18 protein-coding genes are annotated in these 19,145 nt (G+C 69.7%); 8 read left to right on the top strand and 10 right to left on the bottom strand.

Annotated features, from left to right (window positions below; all coding sequences use genetic code 11):
- Window positions 1-9: 9 nt before the first annotated feature.
- Window positions 10-1,032, top strand: coding sequence for a serine/threonine protein kinase (locus tag U5809_RS25390; RefSeq protein WP_322088541.1), 1,023 nt, complete (start codon window positions 10-12; stop codon window positions 1,030-1,032).
- Window positions 1,033-1,113: 81 nt separating this feature from the next.
- Here the strand turns inward: U5809_RS25390 and U5809_RS25385 are convergent, their stop codons facing one another.
- Together U5809_RS25385 and U5809_RS25380 are read right to left on the bottom strand one after the other, a co-directional pair.
- Window positions 1,114-2,556 (bottom strand): coniferyl aldehyde dehydrogenase, encoded by a 1,443-nt coding sequence (locus U5809_RS25385; protein ID WP_322088540.1) that lies wholly within the window; start codon window positions 2,554-2,556, stop codon window positions 1,114-1,116.
- The gene (locus U5809_RS25380; protein ID WP_322088539.1) at window positions 2,553-3,059 is read right to left on the bottom strand and encodes a hypothetical protein; all 507 of its coding nucleotides are present in this window, start codon (window positions 3,057-3,059) and stop codon (window positions 2,553-2,555) included. The genes U5809_RS25385 and U5809_RS25380 overlap by 4 nt, the downstream gene beginning before the upstream one ends.
- 509 nt (window positions 3,060-3,568) lie before the next feature.
- Between U5809_RS25380 and U5809_RS25375 the strand changes: the two genes are divergently transcribed.
- Window positions 3,569-5,209 (top strand): GMC family oxidoreductase, encoded by a 1,641-nt coding sequence (locus U5809_RS25375; RefSeq protein WP_282506179.1) that lies wholly within the window; start codon window positions 3,569-3,571, stop codon window positions 5,207-5,209.
- Between the two features lie 29 nt (window positions 5,210-5,238).
- Here U5809_RS25375 and U5809_RS25370 read toward each other — a convergent pair whose 3' ends face one another.
- The 6 genes from U5809_RS25370 to fliF are packed head-to-tail and all read right to left on the bottom strand — an operon-like array spanning window position 5,239 to window position 12,055.
- Window positions 5,239-6,597 (bottom strand): flagellar hook-length control protein FliK, encoded by a 1,359-nt coding sequence (locus tag U5809_RS25370; protein ID WP_322088538.1) that lies wholly within the window; start codon window positions 6,595-6,597, stop codon window positions 5,239-5,241.
- A 31-nt stretch (window positions 6,598-6,628) separates the two neighbouring features.
- Window positions 6,629-7,087 (bottom strand): flagellar export protein FliJ, encoded by a 459-nt coding sequence (gene fliJ, locus U5809_RS25365; protein WP_322088537.1) that lies wholly within the window; start codon window positions 7,085-7,087, stop codon window positions 6,629-6,631.
- Between the two features lie 5 nt (window positions 7,088-7,092).
- Window positions 7,093-8,598, bottom strand: a complete 1,506-nt coding sequence (gene fliI / locus U5809_RS25360; protein ID WP_415877960.1) for a flagellar protein export ATPase FliI — start codon at window positions 8,596-8,598, stop codon at window positions 7,093-7,095.
- Between the two features lie 32 nt (window positions 8,599-8,630).
- Complete coding sequence (gene fliH / locus U5809_RS25355; protein ID WP_322088535.1) at window positions 8,631-9,314, bottom strand: flagellar assembly protein FliH; 684 nt, start codon at window positions 9,312-9,314, stop codon at window positions 8,631-8,633.
- Window positions 9,307-10,302, bottom strand: coding sequence for a flagellar motor switch protein FliG (gene fliG, locus U5809_RS25350; RefSeq protein WP_176050775.1), 996 nt, complete (start codon window positions 10,300-10,302; stop codon window positions 9,307-9,309). The genes fliH and fliG overlap by 8 nt, the downstream gene beginning before the upstream one ends.
- Entirely contained in the window at window positions 10,292-12,055 is a 1,764-nt protein-coding gene (gene fliF / locus U5809_RS25345) for a flagellar basal-body MS-ring/collar protein FliF (RefSeq protein WP_322088534.1), read from the bottom strand. Before fliF ends, fliG begins: the two co-directional genes overlap by 11 nt.
- A 247-nt stretch (window positions 12,056-12,302) precedes the next feature.
- Between fliF and fliE the strand changes: the two genes are divergently transcribed.
- From fliE to U5809_RS25315, 6 genes are all read left to right on the top strand, one after another.
- Window positions 12,303-12,647, top strand: coding sequence for a flagellar hook-basal body complex protein FliE (gene fliE, locus U5809_RS25340; RefSeq protein WP_034190274.1), 345 nt, complete (start codon window positions 12,303-12,305; stop codon window positions 12,645-12,647).
- A 160-nt stretch (window positions 12,648-12,807) separates the two neighbouring features.
- A complete protein-coding gene (gene fliS / locus U5809_RS25335; protein ID WP_176050773.1) occupies window positions 12,808-13,242 on the top strand; it encodes a flagellar export chaperone FliS in 435 nt (144 codons plus the stop codon).
- Entirely contained in the window at window positions 13,239-13,571 is a 333-nt protein-coding gene (locus tag U5809_RS25330; protein WP_176050772.1) for a flagellar protein FliT, read from the top strand. The genes fliS and U5809_RS25330 overlap by 4 nt, the downstream gene beginning before the upstream one ends.
- A gap of 100 nt (window positions 13,572-13,671) precedes the next feature.
- Entirely contained in the window at window positions 13,672-15,036 is a 1,365-nt protein-coding gene (locus U5809_RS25325; protein ID WP_322088533.1) for a flagellar hook-length control protein FliK, read from the top strand.
- Window positions 15,033-15,350: an EscU/YscU/HrcU family type III secretion system export apparatus switch protein gene (locus tag U5809_RS25320; RefSeq protein WP_322088532.1), complete on the top strand. Its 318-nt coding sequence runs from the start codon at window positions 15,033-15,035 to the stop codon at window positions 15,348-15,350. The genes U5809_RS25325 and U5809_RS25320 overlap by 4 nt, the downstream gene beginning before the upstream one ends.
- Window positions 15,351-15,620: 270 nt before the next feature.
- Window positions 15,621-16,355 carry a PepSY-associated TM helix domain-containing protein gene (locus U5809_RS25315; RefSeq protein ID WP_322088531.1) on the top strand — a complete coding sequence of 245 codons (735 nt, stop codon included), beginning with the start codon at window positions 15,621-15,623 and terminating at the stop codon, window positions 16,353-16,355.
- Between the two features lie 64 nt (window positions 16,356-16,419).
- On the opposite strand, the gene U5809_RS25310 is transcribed toward U5809_RS25315, so the two are convergent.
- Both U5809_RS25310 and U5809_RS25305 read right to left on the bottom strand, forming a co-directional pair.
- Window positions 16,420-17,445 (bottom strand): XdhC family protein, encoded by a 1,026-nt coding sequence (locus U5809_RS25310; RefSeq protein WP_322088530.1) that lies wholly within the window; start codon window positions 17,443-17,445, stop codon window positions 16,420-16,422.
- Window positions 17,446-17,710: 265 nt separating this feature from the next.
- Window positions 17,711-19,117: an amino acid permease gene (locus U5809_RS25305; RefSeq protein ID WP_322088529.1), complete on the bottom strand. Its 1,407-nt coding sequence runs from the start codon at window positions 19,115-19,117 to the stop codon at window positions 17,711-17,713.
- Window positions 19,118-19,145 lie beyond the last annotated feature (28 nt).

Below are 19,145 nucleotides of genomic sequence, written 5' to 3'. Positions count from 1 at the left end.
ATGCGGGGCATGACTGACGCTACTTCCGCTCCTGCTTCTCCCGCCGGCCCGCCGTTCGCCGGCCTTACGCCCGAGTGCGTGCTCGACGCGCTCGACAGCGTGCTGATACCGGCCGGCCTGCGCACCGACGGGCGCCTGCTCGCGCTCAACAGCTACGAAAACCGCGTCTATCAGGTCGGCATCGAAGACGGCCCGCCGGTCGTCGCGAAGTTCTATCGCCCGGCGCGCTGGTCCGACGACGCGATTCTCGAAGAGCATGCGTTCGTCGCCGAACTCGCCGCGCGCGAGATTCCGGCGGTGCCCGCGCGCGCATTCGACGGCCGCACGCTGCACGCGTTCGACGGTTTCCGCTTCTCGGTCTTCGAGCGGCGCGGCGGTCGCGCACCGGATCTCGACCGTAGCGACACGCTCGAATGGCTCGGCCGCTTCATCGGCCGGATTCACGCGGTAGGCGCGACCGAGCCGTATGTCGAGCGCCCCGTGCTCGACATCAATACGTTCGGCTACGAGCCGCGCGACTACCTGCTCGCGCACGATTTCATTCCGGATGACGTACGACCGGCCTACGAGACGGCCGTCAGGCTCGCACTCGAAGGCGTCGAGGCCGCGTTCGAGCGCGCGGGCGACATCCGCCTGCTGCGCACGCACGGCGACTGCCATCCGAGCAACGTGCTGTGGACCGATGCGGGCCCGCATTTCGTCGACTTCGACGACAGCCGGATGGCGCCGGCGGTCCAGGATCTGTGGCTGCTGCTGCCGGGCGATCGCGAAGGCGCGTCGCGCGCGCTGGCCGACCTGCTCGCCGGTTACGAGGATTTCTGCGAATTCGAGCCGCGCGAGCTGCATCTGGTCGAAGCGCTGCGCACGCTGCGGCTGATTCACTATGCGGCATGGCTCGCGCGGCGCTGGGACGACCCCGCGTTTCCGGCTGCCTTCCCGTGGTTCAACACGCATCGTTACTGGGAAGCGCGCGTGCTCGAGTTGCGCGAGCAGATCGGCGCGATGCAGGAAGGGCCGCTCTGGCCCGTGTGATCGCACGCGCGGCATCCACGCCGCGCGGCAGACTGGCGCGGGCCGCGGCGCGATGCGCGCGGCCCGTCCGGTGCGACTACCTTAGAACTTCATCATCAGCTTGATCACCGCGGCGAAGCGCTTGCCGTACGGCGGCGCGATCAGGCCGCGCGTGTTCAGCCGCGCCTGCGTGAGCACGGGCTTCATCTTCGAGAACGTCACGAAGCCATCGTAGCCGTGATACGCGCCCATGCCGCTCGCACCGACGCCGCCGAACGGCAGGCTGCCGCATGCGATGTGCATCAGCGCCTCGTTGATCGTCACGCCGCCCGAGATCGTTTCGCGCATCACGCGATCGATCGTGCCGCCATCCTCGTCGAACAGGTAGAGCGCGAGCGGACGCGGGCGTGCATTCACGTACGCGATCGCCTCGTCGAGCCGCTCGTACGGCACGAGCGGCAGCAGCGGCCCGAAGATTTCTTCCTGCATCAGTTGCGACGCGGCCGGCACTTGCGTGACCGCGCACGGCACGAAGCGGCGCGACGCGGGATCGGATTGGGCGTCGGACAGCGGATGCAGTTGCGCGCCGCCCGCCTGCGCGTCGCTCGCGAGTTGCTGCAGGCGCGCGTAGTGACGCGGCGACACGATCGTCGTGTAGTCGCCGTTCGTCGACAGGTCCGGATACATCTTCGCGAAGCGTGCCCGCGCGCGCTCGATGAACGCGGCTTCCATTCCGCGTGGCAGCAGCACGTAGTCGGGCGCGATGCAGGTCTGGCCCGCGTTCAGCGTCTTGCCGGCGACGATCGCATCGACAGCCGCATCGAAGCGTGCGTTCGGGCCGACGATCGCCGGCGACTTGCCACCGAGTTCGAGCGTGACGGGCGTGAGGTTGTCGGCGGCCGCGCGCATCACGTGGCGGCCGACATGCGTCGAACCGGTGAACAGCAGGTGATCGAACGGCAGCCCGCTGAACGCGGCGCCGACCTCCGCATCGCCGTTCACGACCGCGACGTGATCGCGCGTGAAGGTCTTGCCGATGAGCTGCTCGAACAGGGCCGACGTGCGCGGCGTCAGTTCGGACATCTTGATGATCGCGCGGTTGCCGGCCGCGAGCGCGCAGATCAGCGGGCCGGCCGCGAGCAGCACCGGATAGTTCCACGGCACGACGATGCCGACCACGCCGAGCGGCTGCGGAATCACTTTCGCGCGCGCCGGGCGCAGCCACTTGTTCATCGGCTTGCGGATCGGCTTCATCCAGCGCTTGCCGTGCTTCAGCGCGTCGTCGATCTCTTCCTTCGCCATCCAGATTTCCGACAGCAGCACTTCCTGCTTCGCGCGATGGCCGAAATCGGCGCTGATCGCTTCGGCCAGTTCATCCGCGTGGTCGATCAGCATCGTGCGCAGCGCGCGCAGGTGCTGCATGCGCGTTTCCCATGCGGGATACGGCGTGCGCAGGTACGCCGCGCGCTGGTCGCGCAGCAGCGCCGTCAGCGCGTCGACCGACGGCAGTGCTTGCGGGGCCAGTTCGGGCAGGTCGTTCTTCATGTCGTCTCCTCCAGTTGGGCCTGGCTGGTCGGCCGGCCGTCACGCCGCACGCGCACGCTCGGCGAGCGCGGCGACGCGGATCGGGTGATGCGGGTCGCGCGGCGCGGGGCCGGATGCGACGTGTGCTCGAAAACCGGTTGCAGCGTGCGGCAGGCGTCGCATCCACGCGACGGTGTGCGCGTCGGGAAACCGTGTCGCGGCGCTTGGACATGCAATGCGATGCGACTGTTGCCGGGCGCGCGACGCTGCGGCGCGACTGCCCGCTGTTGCACCGAAGCAGGGCAGCGCGACGGGTCCATCAAATCGTGCCGCAGCGCATCGCGCCGCCGCGGCGACAAACCATCCAAACGGTCGGCGACGAAGCACACCGTTCGATTTCGATCGACTGCGCGCATGATGCCGAGCATCGCCGCGAGCACAGCCGTTTGAAATGAAATGCGGGCTGCGCGCGTTGCATCCGGAGAACCCGGTCGGCACACGGCCTGCAGAACCTGGTGCTGCATCGTCGTCTCCCCCGTTTCGCGACGAATCGACTTCTCGTGGTCGACGTATTGCGCGAAGCGAATCGATACATCTTAAATTTAGTTCACGCGGGCGTTTAGAGGAATCGCTCTTGAATCCGCGCGCCGCACGCATGACGGCCGTTCCTACAATGCCCGGACGCTAGGGTCTGTTTGCATATGGAACGCACATGCGTTGCCCCGAGAAGGGCCGCTCGCGAGGCGCGCGACGCCGCGAATACTGACGTATTCGCAAGGAGCGCAACGTGGCGAGCGGCCCTTCTCGGGGCAACCCCAAATTGAAGAGTTCATGTCACGGGAATGCCCGAAATCGCCCGTATGGCGGCGTCGCTCGTCGCTTGTTTGGCTCGGCCAAACGGCGCTCCTCACTTCTTGCCCTACGAGCGATTTCGGGCATTCGCATGTGCGTTCCATATGCAAACAGCCCCTATAGAGGGGACGCGGTCGCGCGGCGGTGCCGGGCGCCTTCCATGACACGACGGAGACGTGACATGCAATACGACTACATCATCGTCGGCGGCGGTTCGGGCGGGTCGAGCCTGGCAGGCCGTCTCGCCGATGCCTGCCCCGATGCGACGATCGCGCTGATCGAGGCCGGCTCGCATACGGAGCGCAACCTGCTCGTCAACATGCCGGTCGGCATCGCGGCGCTGGTGCCGTTCAAGCTCGGCACGAACTACGGCTACGAGACGGTGCCGCAGCCGGGCCTTGGCGGGCGGCGCGGCTACCAGCCGCGCGGGCGCGGGATGGGCGGGTCGAGCGCGATCAACGCGATGATCTACACGCGCGGCCATCCGGGCGACTACGACGAGTGGGCGCAGCTCGGCGCGACGGGCTGGGGCTGGCAGGACGTGCTGCCGTATTTCCGCCGCGCGGAAGGCAACGAACGCGGCGCGGATGCGTGGCACGGCGCGGACGGCCCGCTGTCGGTGTCGGATCTGCGCTTTCGCAATCCGTTCTCCGAACGATTCATCCAGGCCGCGCACGCGGCCGGCTATCCGCTGAACGACGACTTCAACGGCGCAACGCAGGAAGGCGTCGGCTTCTATCAGGTCACGCACCGCGACGGCTCGCGCTGCAGCGTGGCGCGCGCGTATATCTACGGCCGCAACCGGCCGAACCTGCACGTGATCACCGATGCGACGGTGCTGCGCGTCGGCTTCGACGGCAAGCGCGCGGTCGGCGTCGCGGTATCGCGCAACGGCCGCGTCGAGACGCTCGGCGCGCGCGCGGAAGTGATCCTGTCGGCCGGCGCGTTCAATTCGCCGCAACTGCTGATGTGCTCGGGGATCGGCCCGGCCGAGCAACTGCGCCGGCACGGGATCGCGGTCGTGCAGGATGCGCCGGACGTCGGCGCGAACCTGATCGACCATATCGACTTCATCATCAACACGCGCGTGAATTCGTCGGAGCTGGTCGGCGTGTGTCTGCGCGGAATCGCGAAGATGACGCCCGCGCTCGCGCGCTATTTCTCGAGCCGCACGGGGATGATGACGAGCAACGTCGCGGAGGCCGGCGGCTTCATCAAGAGCGATCCGTCGCTCGAACGTCCCGACCTGCAACTGCATTTCTGCACGGCGCTCGTCGACGACCACAACCGCAAGATGCACTGGGGGTTCGGCTATTCGCTGCACGTGTGTGCGCTGCGGCCGTTCAGCCGCGGCACGGTCGCGCTCGCGACCGGCGATGCGCGCGACGCGCCGCTGATCGATCCGCGCTTCTTCAGCGATTCACGCGATCTCGACCTGCTCGTGCGCGGCACGCAGGCGATGCGCCGGATCCTCTCGCAGGCGCCGCTTGCGTCGCAGGGCGGGCGCGAGCTGTACACGCGGGCAGACCAGAGCGAAGCCGAGCTGCGCAAGACGATCGTCGAGCATGCCGACACGATCTATCACCCGGTCGGTACCTGCCGGATGGGTTCGGATGCGCGCGCGGTCGTCGATCCGCAACTGCGCGTGCGCGGCGTCGAAGGGCTGCGTGTGGTCGATGCGTCGGTGATGCCGACGCTGGTCGGCGGGAACACGAATGCGCCGTCGGTGATGATCGGCGAGCGCGCCGCGGACTTCATCGTCGCGGCGCGCAAGGGTGGCGTGCCGCGCGGCGAGGCGGCTGCCGCGGTGCACGGCCGCTGAACGCGGCGCGCGCACGGCAGCGGCCATGCTCAGGCAAACGTATCGACGAGGCCGGCGCGGCTCACGCTTGCGGCGGCCGGTGCGGATTGCGCAACGTCGGCCGGTGCATCGACGGCTGACGATCCGCCGTTCCCGCGTCGCGACGACTGGCCGCCAGCGAAGGTCTGTTGCGGGTTCTGCTGCTGGGAGGCGAAGCCGCCGTCGCTGACGGTGGTGCTGCCGAGCCCGAGCCCGCCCGCTTCCATCGCCTCGCGCAGCTTCGGCAACGCGGCTTCGACGGCCTCGCGCACCTGCGCGTGCTGCGACACGAACAGCGCGTGCGCATGGTTGTCCGCGACGCGCAGCACGACTTGCAGCGGCCCGAGATCGGGCGGGTTGAGCGTCAGCTCGGCGCTCTGCTGGTGCGCATTCGACAGGAACACGACCTTCTGGCTCAGTGCGTCCGTCCAGTCGGCGGTGCCGACGTGCGGTGCGAGCGCGTGCGCATTGGCCGCGGCGATCGCACTGGCGGCCGGCGACAGCTGCAGGTTCGCCTGCGCGGCGGCCGCGGCCGTTGCGCCGGCCGCGAGCGTCGCGCTGGCGGCCGGATCGGTCGCGTCGCTGGCGGCTGCGAGTGCGTGCTGGGCGCCGGATTGCGCGTTCGCGTCCGCCTGCAACGCCTGCGGCGTGGCCTGGGCCGGCGTCTGCTGGGTGGCGAGCGCGCCTTTCGCATCGGCGAGCGACCGGTCGAATGTCGGCACCTTCGGCGTCAGCGGTGCGGCGGCGGTCGAAGCGCTCGCTGCCGGTGCGGAAGCCGTCGCGGCGGCGGACGCGCCGGTCGCCGGCATCGCGATCGCGCCTGCGCCGCCCGTCAGCTTGGCGAGCGCGGCTTGCAGCGCGTCACGGCTCGACGTCGGTTCGAGCGCCTGGGCGGCTGCATCCTTGGCGGCATGATCGGCCAGCGTCGCCGTGGCGTCGGGCTGGCCGGACACGGCCGTCTTTTGCGCCGCGTTGGCGACAGCGGCAGCGGCGGTGGCCGCGTCGGCCGGCGCCGCATTGTCCGTGCACGCCTGCAGCTGTGCCTGCAGGGCCGCGGCGGCCGCGAGCGCGGCGGCGTCGGGATTGGTCGTCGCGCTCGCGTCGTCGGTCGACGTGTCGTCGTCCGTGCCGGACGGCTTCGTGCCGGCGGACGGCTTCGACGCAGCCTGCTTCGTCGATGCATCGGGCGTGGCGGTATTCGATGTGTCGCGACGCGTGACGACGCTTTGCTTCAGCGTCTGCGCGAACGGCACGGCGGTCGCGCTCGCCGACGCGTCGTTGCCGGCGGCGGACGAACCCGAGCCGCGGGCGGCCTTGAGTGCGGCGCCGGCGGTGTCGAGCAGCGCGCCGAGCAGGGGCAGGGGAGGCATGACGGTTCTCTCGTTCGAATGCGGTGGTCGGTTACGACGAGCGGGCCGCGTCGGCCCGCATGCGCAGGATCTTCGCGGCGTGTTCGTCGGCGTCGCGCTGTTCGCGCCGCGCCTCGCGCGTCGCTTCCTGCGCGACGCCGCGTGCCTGCAGGATTTCATACGAGCCGACGGTGCGTTTCTTTTGCTGCCAGTTCGGGCGCGCTTCGTCGATGCGGACTTCGGCGGCGGCCAGCACGTTGCGCTGCTGCGCGATCGCCGCGTCGAGCGTGTCGATGAACGCCTGGAAATTGCGCCAGTTGCCGGCAGGCATCCCGTGTTGCGCGGACTGCGCGAAGCGCGCGTGATACTCGTCGCGGTAGCGCAGCAACGCGTCGAGCTGTTCGGCGGCCGAGGTGCGGTCGCGCTGCGCGGCGCCGAGCTGCTTCGTGGCCGAGTCGAGGTCGTCCTGCGCGCGGTCGAGCAGCAGTTGAAGGGGAAAGCTGTGAGCCATCGGGATCAGCCTCCGTAAGCGTCGAACAGTGCATCGAGCCCGGCGAGACTCGATGCGAACGGCGCGCATTCGCGAAAGCCCTGCTGCAGGAATGCCTCGATGCGCGGATAGAGCGCGATCGCGCGGTCGAGCTGCGCGTCGCGGCCGGGTGCGTACGCGCCGACCGCGATCAGGTCGCGATTGCGCTGGTAGCGCGACAGCATCTGCTTGAACTGCCGCACGTGGTCGAGATGGCCTTCGTCGATCAGCGCCGTCATCGCGCGGCTGATCGATGCCTCGATGTCGATCGCGGGGTAGTGGCCAGCCTCGGCGAGCGCGCGCGACAGCACGATGTGGCCGTCGAGGATCGCGCGCGCCGAATCGGCGATCGGGTCCTGCTGGTCGTCGCCCTCGGTCAGCACCGTGTAGAACGCGGTGATCGAGCCGCCGCCTTCCGGCCCGTTGCCGGTGCGCTCGACGAGCGCGGGCAGCTTCGCGAACACCGACGGCGGATAGCCCTTGGTCGCGGGCGGCTCGCCGATCGCCAGCGCGATCTCGCGCTGCGCCATCGCGTAGCGCGTCAGCGAATCCATCAGCAGCAGTACGTGCTTGCCCTGGTCGCGGAAGTACTCGGCGAGCGACGTCGCGTAGGCGGCGCCCTGCATCCGCAGCAACGGCGACACATCGGCCGGCGCGGCGACGACGACCGAGCGCGCGAGCCCGTCCTCGCCAAGGATCTGTTCGATGAATTCCTTCACTTCGCGGCCACGTTCGCCGATCAGCCCGATCACGATCACTTCCGCGCTCGTGTAGCGGGCCATCGTGCCGAGCAGCACCGACTTGCCGACGCCGGAGCCTGCGAACAGGCCCATGCGCTGGCCGCGGCCGACGGTGAGCAGCGCGTTGATCGCACGCACGCCGACATCGAGCACGTGGTGGATCGGTTCGCGCTCGAGCGGGTTGATCGACGGCGCCGACAGCGGCGCGTCGATTTTTGCCGCGAGCGGGCCGAGGCCATCGAGCGGGCGGCCCGACGCGTCGACGACGCGCCCGAGCATTTCCCAGCCGACCGGCAGCCGCTTCGCGCCCGCGAGCGGATCGGCGACGGGCGCGCTTTCGAGCGGCCACACGCGCGCGCCGGGCAGGACGCCTGCGACATCGGTGGTCGGCATCAGGAACAGGCGGTCGCCGGCGAAGCCGACGACTTCGGCTTCCGCATGCGGCAGCGTGCTGCCGGGCGGCAGTTCGATCGTGCATTCGGCGCCGACCGACAGGCGCAGCCCGATCGCTTCGAGCACGAGGCCGGCCGCGCGCGTGAGGCGCCCGCACGGCCGCAGCGGCAGCGCGCGGTGGCTGCGCGCGGCGAGCCCGTTCAGGTGCGTGCGCCAGTGCGCGAGATGGGGATTGTGCGGCGCGCGCGGCGCGGCGCCGGCGGTGTCGGCGGCCGTGTGCTGCGTCGCATCGTGCGCGGGGTCGTGCGCGGCAGCCGGGCCGAACGAAGCGAGCGCGAGCTCGCGTTCGAGCGGCGTCATGCCGTCGTGAGCGAACGCCTCGGGCGGCCGCGTTACCACGTGCTCACCTTGCCGATCGCGGCGGCGACGCGCTGCCAGCGCGTGGACAGCGTCGCGTCGACCTCGCCGGTCGCGGCGTGCGCGCGGCAGCCGCCGCGCTCGATCGACGCGTCGGTGCGCACGTTCCAGCCGAGCGTATCGAGATCGTCCTGCAGATAGGCTTCGACGACGGGCAGGTCGGCCGGATTCACCGCCAGATGCGGCGCGCCGGACAGCGCGGGCTCGGCCGCGAGCACGTCGCGCACGGCCGCGACCAGCGCGGCCGGGTCATGCTTCACGTGCTGGCGCACGACCTGCTGCGCGATGTCGAGCGCGAGTTGCGCGATGTCGGAGGCGAGATCGTGTTCGACGGCCGATACGGCTTCGCGGAACGACGCGGCGAGCGCCGCGAGCTGTGCAGCCTGCTCGCGCACGTCGGCCTGGCCGGCCTCGAAACCCTGTTCGCGGCCCTGCTCGAAACCGGCCTGGTAGCCGAGCGCCTGGCCTTCGACGTGGCCGGCCGCATGGCCCTCGGCGTGCGCGGCGTCGCGCACGCGCTGCAGATCCTCGGCGAGCGCGGCGGCAGCGGCTGCCGCGTCGTCGGGCGGCGGCGGGGGCGGTGGCGGGTCGAACGACGCCATCTCCCACCGCTGGTATGCGGTGAGGGTGCCCACGCGATCGCTCGCCGAATCAGACATAGGCGTCTTCCGCCTTGCCGCCGATCACGATCTGGCCGCTCTCGGCGAGATTGCGCACGATCTGCAGGATGCGGCGCTGCTGCGTTTCGACTTCGGACACGCGCACCGGGCCGCGCGCGTCGAGATCCTCGGCGAGCAGTTCGGCCGCGCGCTGCGACATGTTCGCGAGGAACTTCTGGCGCAGCGCGGGCGGCGCACCCTTCAGCGCGATGATCAGCGTTTCCGACTCCACTTCCTTGAGCACCATCTGGATCGCGCGATCCTCGAGTTCGAGCAGGTTCTCGAACACGAACATCTGGTCGACGATCTTCTGCGCGAGATCGGCGTCGTACTGGCGCACGCTTTCGAGCACGCCTTCTTCATGCACGCTCGTCATGAAGTTCAGGATCTCGGCCGCGGTGCGGATGCCGCCCATCGGGCTGCGTTTCAGGTTGTCGCTGCCGGACAGCAGGCCCGTCAGCACGTCGTCGAGTTCGCGCAGCGCGGCCGGCTGGATGCCGTCGAGCGTCGCGATCCGCAGCATCACGTCGTTACGCAGCCGCTCGGTGAAGCACGATGCGATTTCCGACGCCTGGTCGCGGTCGAGGTGCACGAGGATGGTCGCGATGATCTGCGGATGCTCGTTCTTGATCAGTTCGGCCACGGCGCCCGAGTCCATCCACTTCAGGCCCTCGATGCCGCTCGTGTCGCTGCCCTGCAGGATGCGGTCGATCAGCACGCCGGCCTTGTCCTCGCCGAGCGCCTTCGTCAGCACCGAGCGGATGTACTCGCTCGAATCGAGCGACAGCGCGGTGTGCTGCTCGGCTTCCTTCGCGAACTCCTGCAGCACGTCCTCGACCTGCTCGCGCGTGACGTTCTTCAGCGCGGCCATCGCGGCGCCGATCTTCTGGACCTCGCGCGGCGCGAGGAACTTGAATACCTGCGCGGCCTCTTCCTCGCCGATCGACATCAGCAGCAGCGCGCTTTTGGTCAAGCCTTCAGCGTTCATCGGACACCCAGTTCTTCACGACGGTGGCGACGATCTTCGGATCCTGGCGGGCGATCGTGCGCGCGTAGTCGAGGTTGCGTTCGTAGCGGTTCTTCTCGGTTTCGAAGCCGAGCAGCATCGGATCGGGCTCCTCCGTCTTGGCCAGCGCGGGCAGGCCGTCGAGCGCGACCGGATCGTCCGGTGCCGCGAGCGCTGGCGCGGCCGGCTCGGGCGCCGGGAACGCGCGGCGCATCGCCGGGCGCACGAACATGAAGTAGAGCGCCGCCGCGGCCGCCGCGATGCCGAGCCACTTCGCGGCTTCCTTCGCCATCGCGATCATGTCGGGCTGGCGCCACCACGGCAGGTCGGCGTACGGGTCGGCGACGGTCGAGAACGCGCTGTTCACGACGTTCACCGAGTCGCCGCGCTTCTCGTCGTAGCCCATCGCGTCCTTCACGAGCTGCTCGACCTGCGCGAGCTTCGCGGGCGGCAGCGGCTGCATCGTCACGTGGCCCTTCGCATCGGCGACCGGCTGGTAGTTGACGACGACCGCGACCGACAGCCGCTTCACGTTGCCCATCGGTTGTTCGAGGTGACGGATCGTCTTGTCGACTTCGTAGTTGGTCGTCTGGTCCTTGCGGTCGCTGACGGGCGTCGTCTGCGGCCCGTTCTGGCCGTTGCCGGCGACGATCGGCGCGGAAGCCGGCTGCGGCGGCGTGTTCGACAGCGCGCCCGGCACGCCCGACGCGCCGCCCTGCGCGAGTTCGGTCGCGCTGCTGGTTTGCTGGCTGCGGATCGCGGATTGCTGCGGATTACCGTTCGGGCCGTAGCTTTCCGACGTCTGCTCGATCTTCGAGAAATCGAGGTCCGCGCTGACCTGCGAACGCGCGTTGCCGGCGCCGAAGATCGGCGCGAGGATCGCGTCGATGCGCTTCTGCGTGTTGTGCTCGACCTGCTGCACGTACTTGAGCTGGCTTGCGTCGAGGCCGGAGGCGGATGCGGTCTGGGTCAGCAGGTTGCCGTCCTGGTCGACGATCGTCACGTTCTTCGCGGGCATGTCGGGCACGCCGGACGACACCATCCGCGTGATCGCCTGGACCTGGCCCTCGTCGAGCACGCGGCCCGGGTAGAGGTCGACGAACACCGACGCGCTCGGCGCTTCCTTGTCGCGCACGAACACCGACGGCTTCGGGATCGCGAGATGCACGCGCGCGCCGCGCACGGCATTGATCGATTCGATGGTGCGCTGCAGCTCGCCTTCGAGTGCGCGCTGGTAATTGATCTGCTCGGCGAACTGGCTGATGCCGAATTTCTGGTTGTCCATCAGCTCGAAGCCGACCGAGCCACCCTTCGGCAGCCCCATCGCGGCGAGCTTCAGGCGCGTTTCGTGCACCTGGTTCGACGGCACGAGGATCGCGCCGCCGGCATCGGCGAACTTGTAGGGAACGTTTGCCTGCTGGAGCGCGGTAATGATCGCGCCGCCGTCGCGGTCCGACAGGTTGCTGTACAGCACGCGGTAGTCGGGCGCGCGGCTCCACAGCACGAGCGCGGTGATCGCGGCGATCGCGAGCGCGACGACGATCAGGAACGGCAGCTTCGGGTTGCCCTTCATCCGCGAGATGCCGGGAATGCGTTCCGCGAAGCCGCCCAGCCCGAAGTCAGCGCCGGCGACGCCCGCGCCCGGCAACGCGGCGGCCGCGGCGGCGCCTGGCGCCGGGCTGGCGAGGCCCGCGCGGGCGTCGGGGTTGATCAGCGAGTTGGCCTGCGAATCCATGCGTCGAGTTTCTCCGGAGCGGGACCACTGAGCTCGCTCGGACGAGCGGGCGGACAATGACACGATGCGATTATCGTGATCCGCGCCGCACTCCGATCGACCGAAAAGAGCGGGGTTTCCCCCGTACTTTCTCGGCTTTGACGCGCGGCGCGCTGCTATCCTTTTTCGCGATCCGGCATGGTGCGCGTGGTGCGGCGCCGGCGGATCCGCCCGGTGCGTCCGGGTCTTCTCTAAGTCTGGGGACAGCATGACTGCGAACGTCAGCGGAATCGGTTCGGTGTTGCAACAGATGCAGTCGATGGCCGCGCAGGCGTCCGGCGGCGTCGCGAGCCCGACGGCGGCGCTTGCCGGCTCGGGCGCGGCGACGGCCAGCACGTTCGCGAGCGCGATGAAGGCGTCGCTCGACAAGATCAGCGGCGACCAGCAGCACGCGCTCGGCGAGGCGAAGGCGTTCGAGGTCGGCGCGCCGAACGTATCGCTGAACGACGTGATGGTCGACATGCAGAAAGCCAACATCGGCTTCCAGTTCGGACTCCAGGTCCGCAACAAGCTCGTGAGCGCCTACAACGACATCATGCAGATGTCGGTGTGACAGGCGGGCCGGGCGGGCCGGCGAGCCGGCTTTCCGTGCCCGGCGGCGGCCGCGTGCGCCTAAAGCTTTTCAAATCCCTTCCGATAACTCCGGAGAAGGCCGCGCCGTGCGACGCACGGTGGCGGCGACCGTATAGCCAAGGCAGAACAAGGAGAAGCGCATGTTTTCCCCAGGACACGCTGGAGCCAGTGCATACGCGCGTGTCGGCGTCGAGACGGGGGTGATGGGCGCCTCCCCGCACCGGCTGATCGCGATGCTGTACCAGGGCGCGCGGCAAGCGATCGCGCTGGCGCGCATGCATTTGCAGCAAGGTAACGTGCCCGCGCGCGGAGAAGCGATCGGCAAGGCGATCGGGATCGTCGAGAGCGGCCTGCAGGCCTCGCTGAATCGCGACGCGGGCGGCGAGATCGCAGAGCGGCTGTACGCGCTGTACGCGTATATCGGCCGGCGCCTGCTCGACGCGAACGCGCAGGCGAGCGACGCGATGCTGGTCGAGGTCGACGGGCTGCTCGCGACGCTCGAGGAAGCATGGACGGGCATCGCCCCGGAAGTCGCGCGGATGGCCGCGCAACAGGCAGCGGAAGCATCACGATGAATCACAAGGCCGAATACTTCGCACGTTACGAGGCGCTCGCCGCCGTGTCGGGGCGCATGCTGTGCGCCGCCCGCGGCGCCGACTGGAGCGCGTTGCCGGGGTTGCAGGCCGAATTCATGCAGCTTGTCGACGGGCTGAAGGAAGCCGATCCGGGCGTCGCGCTCGACGAATCGGATCTCGGCCGCAAGCTCGACCTGATCCGCCGCATCCTGGCCGACGACGCGGCGATCCGCGATCTCGCGAGCCCGGACGTCGCGCGGCTGTCCGCGCTGTTCGAGGCGCGGCGCTCGACCAAGGTATTGACCGATCTCTACCGCGCGCGCGGGTAGGGCCCGTTTCCGGGGAGACGGACGCGCTGTACCCGTGGGCGGCACCGGCGTGCCGTGCCCGGATTCGCAACGATGTGGCTGAGGTGAGCAGGCTCCGATCATGACCGGTATCGACACCGTTGCGGCCGCGCTGCTGGCGAGCCGCCTCGACAGCCTGCTGACCGACACCGTATCGGCGCCCGCCGGCGGCGGCGCGACCGCGCAGGTCGGCACGCCGGGCGCCGGCGCGTCGTCCTCGCCCCAGGCCGGCAGCCCGCCGGCCGCGCCGCCGGCCTCCACGCAGACGGCGCTGTCCGACGTCGGACGCGTGCTCGACGCGATTTCTCGCGCGGGCGGCGATGCGACGCCCGCGATTGCCGGGCGCACGCCGCTGCTGGCCGATCCCACCGTGCTGCTGACCGATCCGGCCGTGCCGGCGCCCGTTCCCGCTACGCCGGCGTCAGCGGCCTCTGCCCCGGCCACGTCGTCTCCGCCTGCCTCCGCAGCGGCATCGTCCGCGGCCACACGTGAAGCGGCCGCACCGTTGCCGGTCGCGGCGCTGCGTGCGGCGCTCGCGCAGGCCGTGAGCGAGAGCGGCCTCTTCTACGAATCCCATCTGGCGCAGTGGCTGGCCGGCCAGCGTCCGCTCGCGGCGCTGATGCGCGAGCCGCAGGCGCGCCTGACGGCCGCGCTCGCGCCGGCCGACCGCGATGCCCTGCCGCCCGGCGCGACCGACCTGCTCGACGAACTGCTGGCGCAGCGTCCGCCGCTACCCGCGACCGCGCGGGCGGCCGCGCAGCCGGGCACACCGGCCCAGGGCGGCGCGCCGGCCCGCGATCCCGCGCAGGCGATGCCGGCGGCTGCCCGGCAGGGCGCATCGTTGCCGGGCGATACTGCCGATCCGCTGGGCGCGCATGCCGACACGCGCTGGACGCCTGCGCGGGCCGACCTGGCTGCCGCGTCGTCCGATCCGCAGGCGCAGACGCTCGCGACCGTCCATCCGGCCGCCATACCGATCGTCAGGCAGCAGCTCGATGCGCTCGCGACCGACCAGTTTCGCTGGACCGGCGAGGCCTGGCCGGGCGCGCGGCTCGACTGGACGATCGAGCCCGACGAGCCGGGCAACCGTGGGCAGCGCGACGGTGGCGACGACGCGGGCGACGGCATCGCCTGGCGCACGCGCCTGACGCTGACGCTGCCGTCGCTAGGTACGGTCGACGCGGAACTCGTGCTGAACGGTACGCAGCTCGTCGCGCGGCTGCGCGCGAACCAGACGGGCGCCGATCGCCTCACGCGAAACGAGGCGGCGCTGCGGCAGCGGCTCGAGGGATCGGGGCTCAAGGTTGGCGGACTGTCGATTCGCGCGGTCGACGACGGGCCGGACGGCTTCGACCTGTTCGCGGCCCAGGCTGCTGCCGCCGCGTATGCGCGCGGGGCGGCCAGCGCCGAGCCGACGCATGTAGCCGACGACGAGGCGCCGCGATGAGCATGACGTCCCGCAAGCGCGCGGCCGCGCTCGTCTACGATCCGAAGGGTGGCGACACGGCGCCACGCGTGGTCGCGAAGGGCTACGGCCTGCTCGCCGAGATGATCGTCGCGCGTGCCCGCGATGCGGGGCTGTACGTGCATACGGCGCCGGAGATGGTGTCGCTGCTGATGCAGGTCGATCTCGACGACCGGATTCCGCCGCAGCTCTACCAGGCCGTCGCCGATCTGCTCGCGTGGCTGTACGCGCTCGATCGCACCGAACCCGCGCCGGACGACGCCGCGCCGCGCTTTTCGCTGCCGCCGCTGCGCTGAAAAGGGCCCGCGTCGCGCGATTTCTTACGAAATGCTGTCTCGGCCTTGCAAGGTCGTTCTGGCGATATGTGTCGCCTATCTATCGGCATTTCCGCGCAACCTGCGCGCATCGACTGCATTCCTCCGCGAATCCGACCTGCCGCCCGGGGGCGTGACGGATTGAGTCCGCAATAGATTTATGTAATGATATCCATTCTCATTTTCATGTTGATCGGCCGGCGTGCACACACTGCGCGCCGGCCGTTGTTTTGAACGAATGGATACTTTCGCGTGAACGCGCCCGAAACGATCGACCCGCCCAAGACGGGCATGCCGCGCGCCGGCGTCACCGTGCTGCACCCGGCGGGCCGCCATCTGAGCGACGACGAACTGGCCGCGCGCCGCCAGCGCTCGCGCCGCGCCACCTTCATCAAGTGGCTGCGCAAGGTACACGGCTGGGTCGGGCTGTGGGGCGCGGTGCTCGGGCTGCTGTTCGGCGTGACGGGCGTGCTGCTCAATCACCGCGCGCCGCCGCTGAAGATCCCGACCGGCGAGCCGCAGGTCGAGGAGATGCAGATCGCGCTGCCGAATCCGGTGCCGAAGACGCCCGCCGCGATGACGAAGTGGCTGCAGCAGGAGCTGCATTTCGACGGCAAGCCGGGCCGCATGCGCAAGGAGCCCGCGCAGGCCGTCGCATGGGGCGACAAACGCGTGATGCAGCCCGAGCACTGGCAGTTCGGCGTGTTCGGCCCGCACCAGAACCTGCAGGCCGAATACTGGGTCGGCAACGGCTACGTGTCGGTGAAGCGCACGGGCAATACGTTCCTGACGACGCTGAACAACCTGCATCGCGGCGTCGGGATGAACCTCGGCTGGGTGCTGCTGATGGATACGATCGCGGGGTCGCTGATCCTGCTGTCGCTGACCGGCGTGCTGTTGTGGACCGAGCTGAACAAGCGCCGCACGGTCGGTGTCGTGCTGGTGGTCGGTTCGGTCGCCGCCGCGCTGGCTGCCGGCCTGACCTGATCGGATTGGCGCGCGCGCCAGGCTGCCGCCGGCGCGAACCGGACGGGCGGCGCGCCGCGGCGGATCAGAGCCCGCAGGCCGCGCCGCTGTTCGCCGCGATCTCGCGCGCGGCCTTCGCGCCTTCGACCTGCAGGATCGTCGGCAGCGACACGTGATTCTTCGCGGCGGTGATCTCGGCGAGGATCGAGATCGCGATTTCCGGCGGCGTCCTGCTGCCGATGTAGATGCCGGCCGGCCCGTGCAGCCGGGCCAGTTCCGCTTCGTTCAGGTCGAATTCGCGCAGCCGTTCGCGCCGCGCCGCGTTGTTGCGCCGCGAGCCGAGCGCACCCACGTAGAACGCGGGCGTCTTCAGCGCCTCCATCAGGGCAAGGTCGTCGAGCTTCGGATCGTGCGTCAGCGCGATCACGGCCGAACGTGCGTCAAGTTTCATGTCGAGCACCGTATCGTCGGGCATCGTGCGCACGACCCGCGTGCCCGGCACGTCCCACGCATCCGTGTATTCCTCGCGCGGATCGCACACCGTCACCTGGTAGTCGAGCCCGACCGCGATCTGGCACAGATAGCGCGACAACTGGCCGGCGCCGATCACGAGCATCCGGTAGCGAGGCCCGTGGATCGACACGAGCCGCTCGCCGTCGAACGCGAGTCCGTCCGTCGCCTGTGCGGGCGAAAGCGACGCGCGGCCGGTCGCGAGCGTCATCGTGCGCGTGACGAGGCGGCCGGCCTCGACTTCCGCGCATAGCGCGGCAATCCCGCTGTCGCGCGTGAGCGGCTCGAGCACGAGCTGGATCGTGCCGCCGCACGGCAACCCGAAGCGGTGCGCTTCCTCGGCCGTCACGCCGTACTTGAGCGCCTCCGGGCGCGCGTCGGCCGCGATCCCGCTCGCGTGCACGCGAGCGATCAGGTCGTCCTCGATGCAGCCGCCGGACACGGAGCCGACCACCAGGCCGTCCTCGCGCACCGCGAGCATCGCGCCCTCGGGGCGCGGCGACGAGCCCCACGTCTTCACGACCGTCACGAGCAGGACTCGGCGTCCTTCTTCGAGCCAGCGCGCGCTGGATTTCAGTACATCGAGATCGACGCTTTCCATCATCTTTTCCTGTTGCCGGACGGCCCGTTGCCGGGGACCGTCGTTCGATGGCGGGATTATGAACCGCGTGGCGCGCGCGTGCAGGCAGCGCGCAAAACGTGCGCGCAAATCCGCAGGATCGGGCAAGACATCGCGACGATCGGACAGTGCTCGATCGCGGGAGCGGCGCAGCGGCCGGTTCGGGGGAGGCGGTTGCCGCGCGGGGCCGGCGGCGGCCCCGCGGGGTGTCGCGTCATCGCGCACGGTGAGCGCGCGATGACGGCGTTCAGTGCGCGTCGTGGTTGCCGTGCGCGAGCTTCGAGTGGTGGCGCGAGTACAGGAAGTAGATCACGAGGCCGATCACGAGCCAGATGCCGAATGCGGCCCACGTGACGGGCTGCAGGTTCAGCATCAGGAACAGGCACGCGGCGACCGCGAGGATCGGCACCACGGGCACGCCCGGGCAGCGGAACGCGCGCGGCAGGTCGGGATGCGTGCGGCGCAGCACGAGCACCGCGATCGACACCATCGAGAACGCCGCGAGCGTGCCGATGTTGATCAGCTCGGCGAGCACGTTGAGCGGCACGAGCGCGGCGATCAGGCCGAAGAACAGGCCGACGAGCCAGGTCGTCAGGAACGGCGTCGCGTAGCGCGGGTGCACGCGCGAGAGCATCGCCGGCAGCAGCCCGTCGCGCGACATCGCGAAGATCACGCGCGTCTGGCCGTAGCTCATCACGAGGATCACGGTCAGCATGCCGAGCACGGCGCCGAGATCGATGAAGCCCGCGACCCACTTCTCGCCGGCGACTTGCAGCGCGTACGAGATCGGGTGCGAGATGTTCGCGTACTGGGCCGCCGGCACGATGCCGGTCGCGACCGCGGCGACCGTCACGTACAGCACCGCGCACACCGCGAGCGACGCGATGATGCCGATCGGCAGGTCGCGTTTCGGGTTCTTCACTTCCTCGGCGGCCGACGACACCGCGTCGAAGCCGATGAACGCGAAGAACATCACGGCTGCCGCGCCGAACACGCCGTTCCAGCCGTGCGGCATGAACGGTTTCCAGTTCGCGGGCGTCACGTGGAACAGGCCGACCGCGATCACGAGCAGCACGACCGACACCTTGATGAACACCATGATGTTGTTGATGCGGGTCGATTCGCGGATGCCGATCGACAGCAGCGTCGTGATCACGATCATCACGAGGAACGCGGGCAGGTTGAACCACGTAACGACGCCCGGCACCGCGCCGGGCGCGGCCGTCAGCACGGTCGGCAGCGACAGCCCGAAGCCCTGCAGCAGCGACTGCAGGTAGCCCGACCAGCCGACCGACACGGCCGACGACGCGAGGCCGTACTCGAGCATCAGGTCCCAGCCGATGATCCACGCGACGAGCTCGCCGAGCGTTGCGTACGAATACGTGTAGATCGAGCCGGCGACGGGGATCGTCGACGCGAATTCCGCGTACGACAGCGCCGCGAGGCCGCACGCGATCGCGGCGATCACGAACGACAGCATCAGCGCGGGGCCGGCCTGCACGGCGCCGGTGCCGGTCAGCACGAAGATGCCGGTGCCGATGATCGCGCCGATACCGAGGAAGGTGAGGTCGATCGCGCCGAGCGCTTTCTTGAGCCCGGCGGCGTGCGCGCCGGCGATCATGCGATCGACGTTTTTCTTGCGGAAAAGAGACATTGCGGATGAATCGCCAGCGCGCGCAGGC

Origin of the sequence: Burkholderia sp. BCC1999, from assembly GCF_905339975.1 — a bacterium.
GTDB lineage: Bacteria > Pseudomonadota > Gammaproteobacteria > Burkholderiales > Burkholderiaceae > Burkholderia.
The sequence above is the reverse complement of the archived record's forward strand: the minus strand, read 5'-3'. Positions and strand labels throughout refer to the sequence as shown.

Bases quoted from the DNA above. Each gene is read 5' to 3' on its own strand.
- U5809_RS25390 (WP_322088541.1), top strand. From the start codon at position 10: ATGACTGACGCTACTTCCGCTCCTGCTTCTCCCGCCGGCCCGCCGTTC.
- fliI (WP_415877960.1), bottom strand. From the start codon at position 8,598: ATGACGCCGCTCGAACGCGAGCTCGCGCTCGCTTCGTTCGGCCCGGCT.
- U5809_RS25320 (WP_322088532.1), top strand. From the start codon at position 15,033: ATGAGCATGACGTCCCGCAAGCGCGCGGCCGCGCTCGTCTACGATCCG.
- U5809_RS25330 (WP_176050772.1), top strand. From the start codon at position 13,239: ATGAATCACAAGGCCGAATACTTCGCACGTTACGAGGCGCTCGCCGCC.
- U5809_RS25375 (WP_282506179.1), top strand. From the start codon at position 3,569: ATGCAATACGACTACATCATCGTCGGCGGCGGTTCGGGCGGGTCGAGC.
- fliH (WP_322088535.1), bottom strand. From the start codon at position 9,314: ATGTCTGATTCGGCGAGCGATCGCGTGGGCACCCTCACCGCATACCAG.
- U5809_RS25385 (WP_322088540.1), bottom strand. From the start codon at position 2,556: ATGAAGAACGACCTGCCCGAACTGGCCCCGCAAGCACTGCCGTCGGTC.
- fliS (WP_176050773.1), top strand. From the start codon at position 12,808: ATGTTTTCCCCAGGACACGCTGGAGCCAGTGCATACGCGCGTGTCGGC.
- U5809_RS25305 (WP_322088529.1), bottom strand. From the start codon at position 19,117: ATGTCTCTTTTCCGCAAGAAAAACGTCGATCGCATGATCGCCGGCGCG.
- fliF (WP_322088534.1), bottom strand. From the start codon at position 12,055: ATGGATTCGCAGGCCAACTCGCTGATCAACCCCGACGCCCGCGCGGGC.
- U5809_RS25325 (WP_322088533.1), top strand. From the start codon at position 13,672: ATGACCGGTATCGACACCGTTGCGGCCGCGCTGCTGGCGAGCCGCCTC.
- fliG (WP_176050775.1), bottom strand. From the start codon at position 10,302: ATGAACGCTGAAGGCTTGACCAAAAGCGCGCTGCTGCTGATGTCGATC.
- fliJ (WP_322088537.1), bottom strand. From the start codon at position 7,087: ATGGCTCACAGCTTTCCCCTTCAACTGCTGCTCGACCGCGCGCAGGAC.
- U5809_RS25310 (WP_322088530.1), bottom strand. From the start codon at position 17,445: ATGGAAAGCGTCGATCTCGATGTACTGAAATCCAGCGCGCGCTGGCTC.
- fliE (WP_034190274.1), top strand. From the start codon at position 12,303: ATGACTGCGAACGTCAGCGGAATCGGTTCGGTGTTGCAACAGATGCAG.
- U5809_RS25370 (WP_322088538.1), bottom strand. From the start codon at position 6,597: ATGCCTCCCCTGCCCCTGCTCGGCGCGCTGCTCGACACCGCCGGCGCC.
- U5809_RS25380 (WP_322088539.1), bottom strand. From the start codon at position 3,059: ATGCAGCACCAGGTTCTGCAGGCCGTGTGCCGACCGGGTTCTCCGGAT.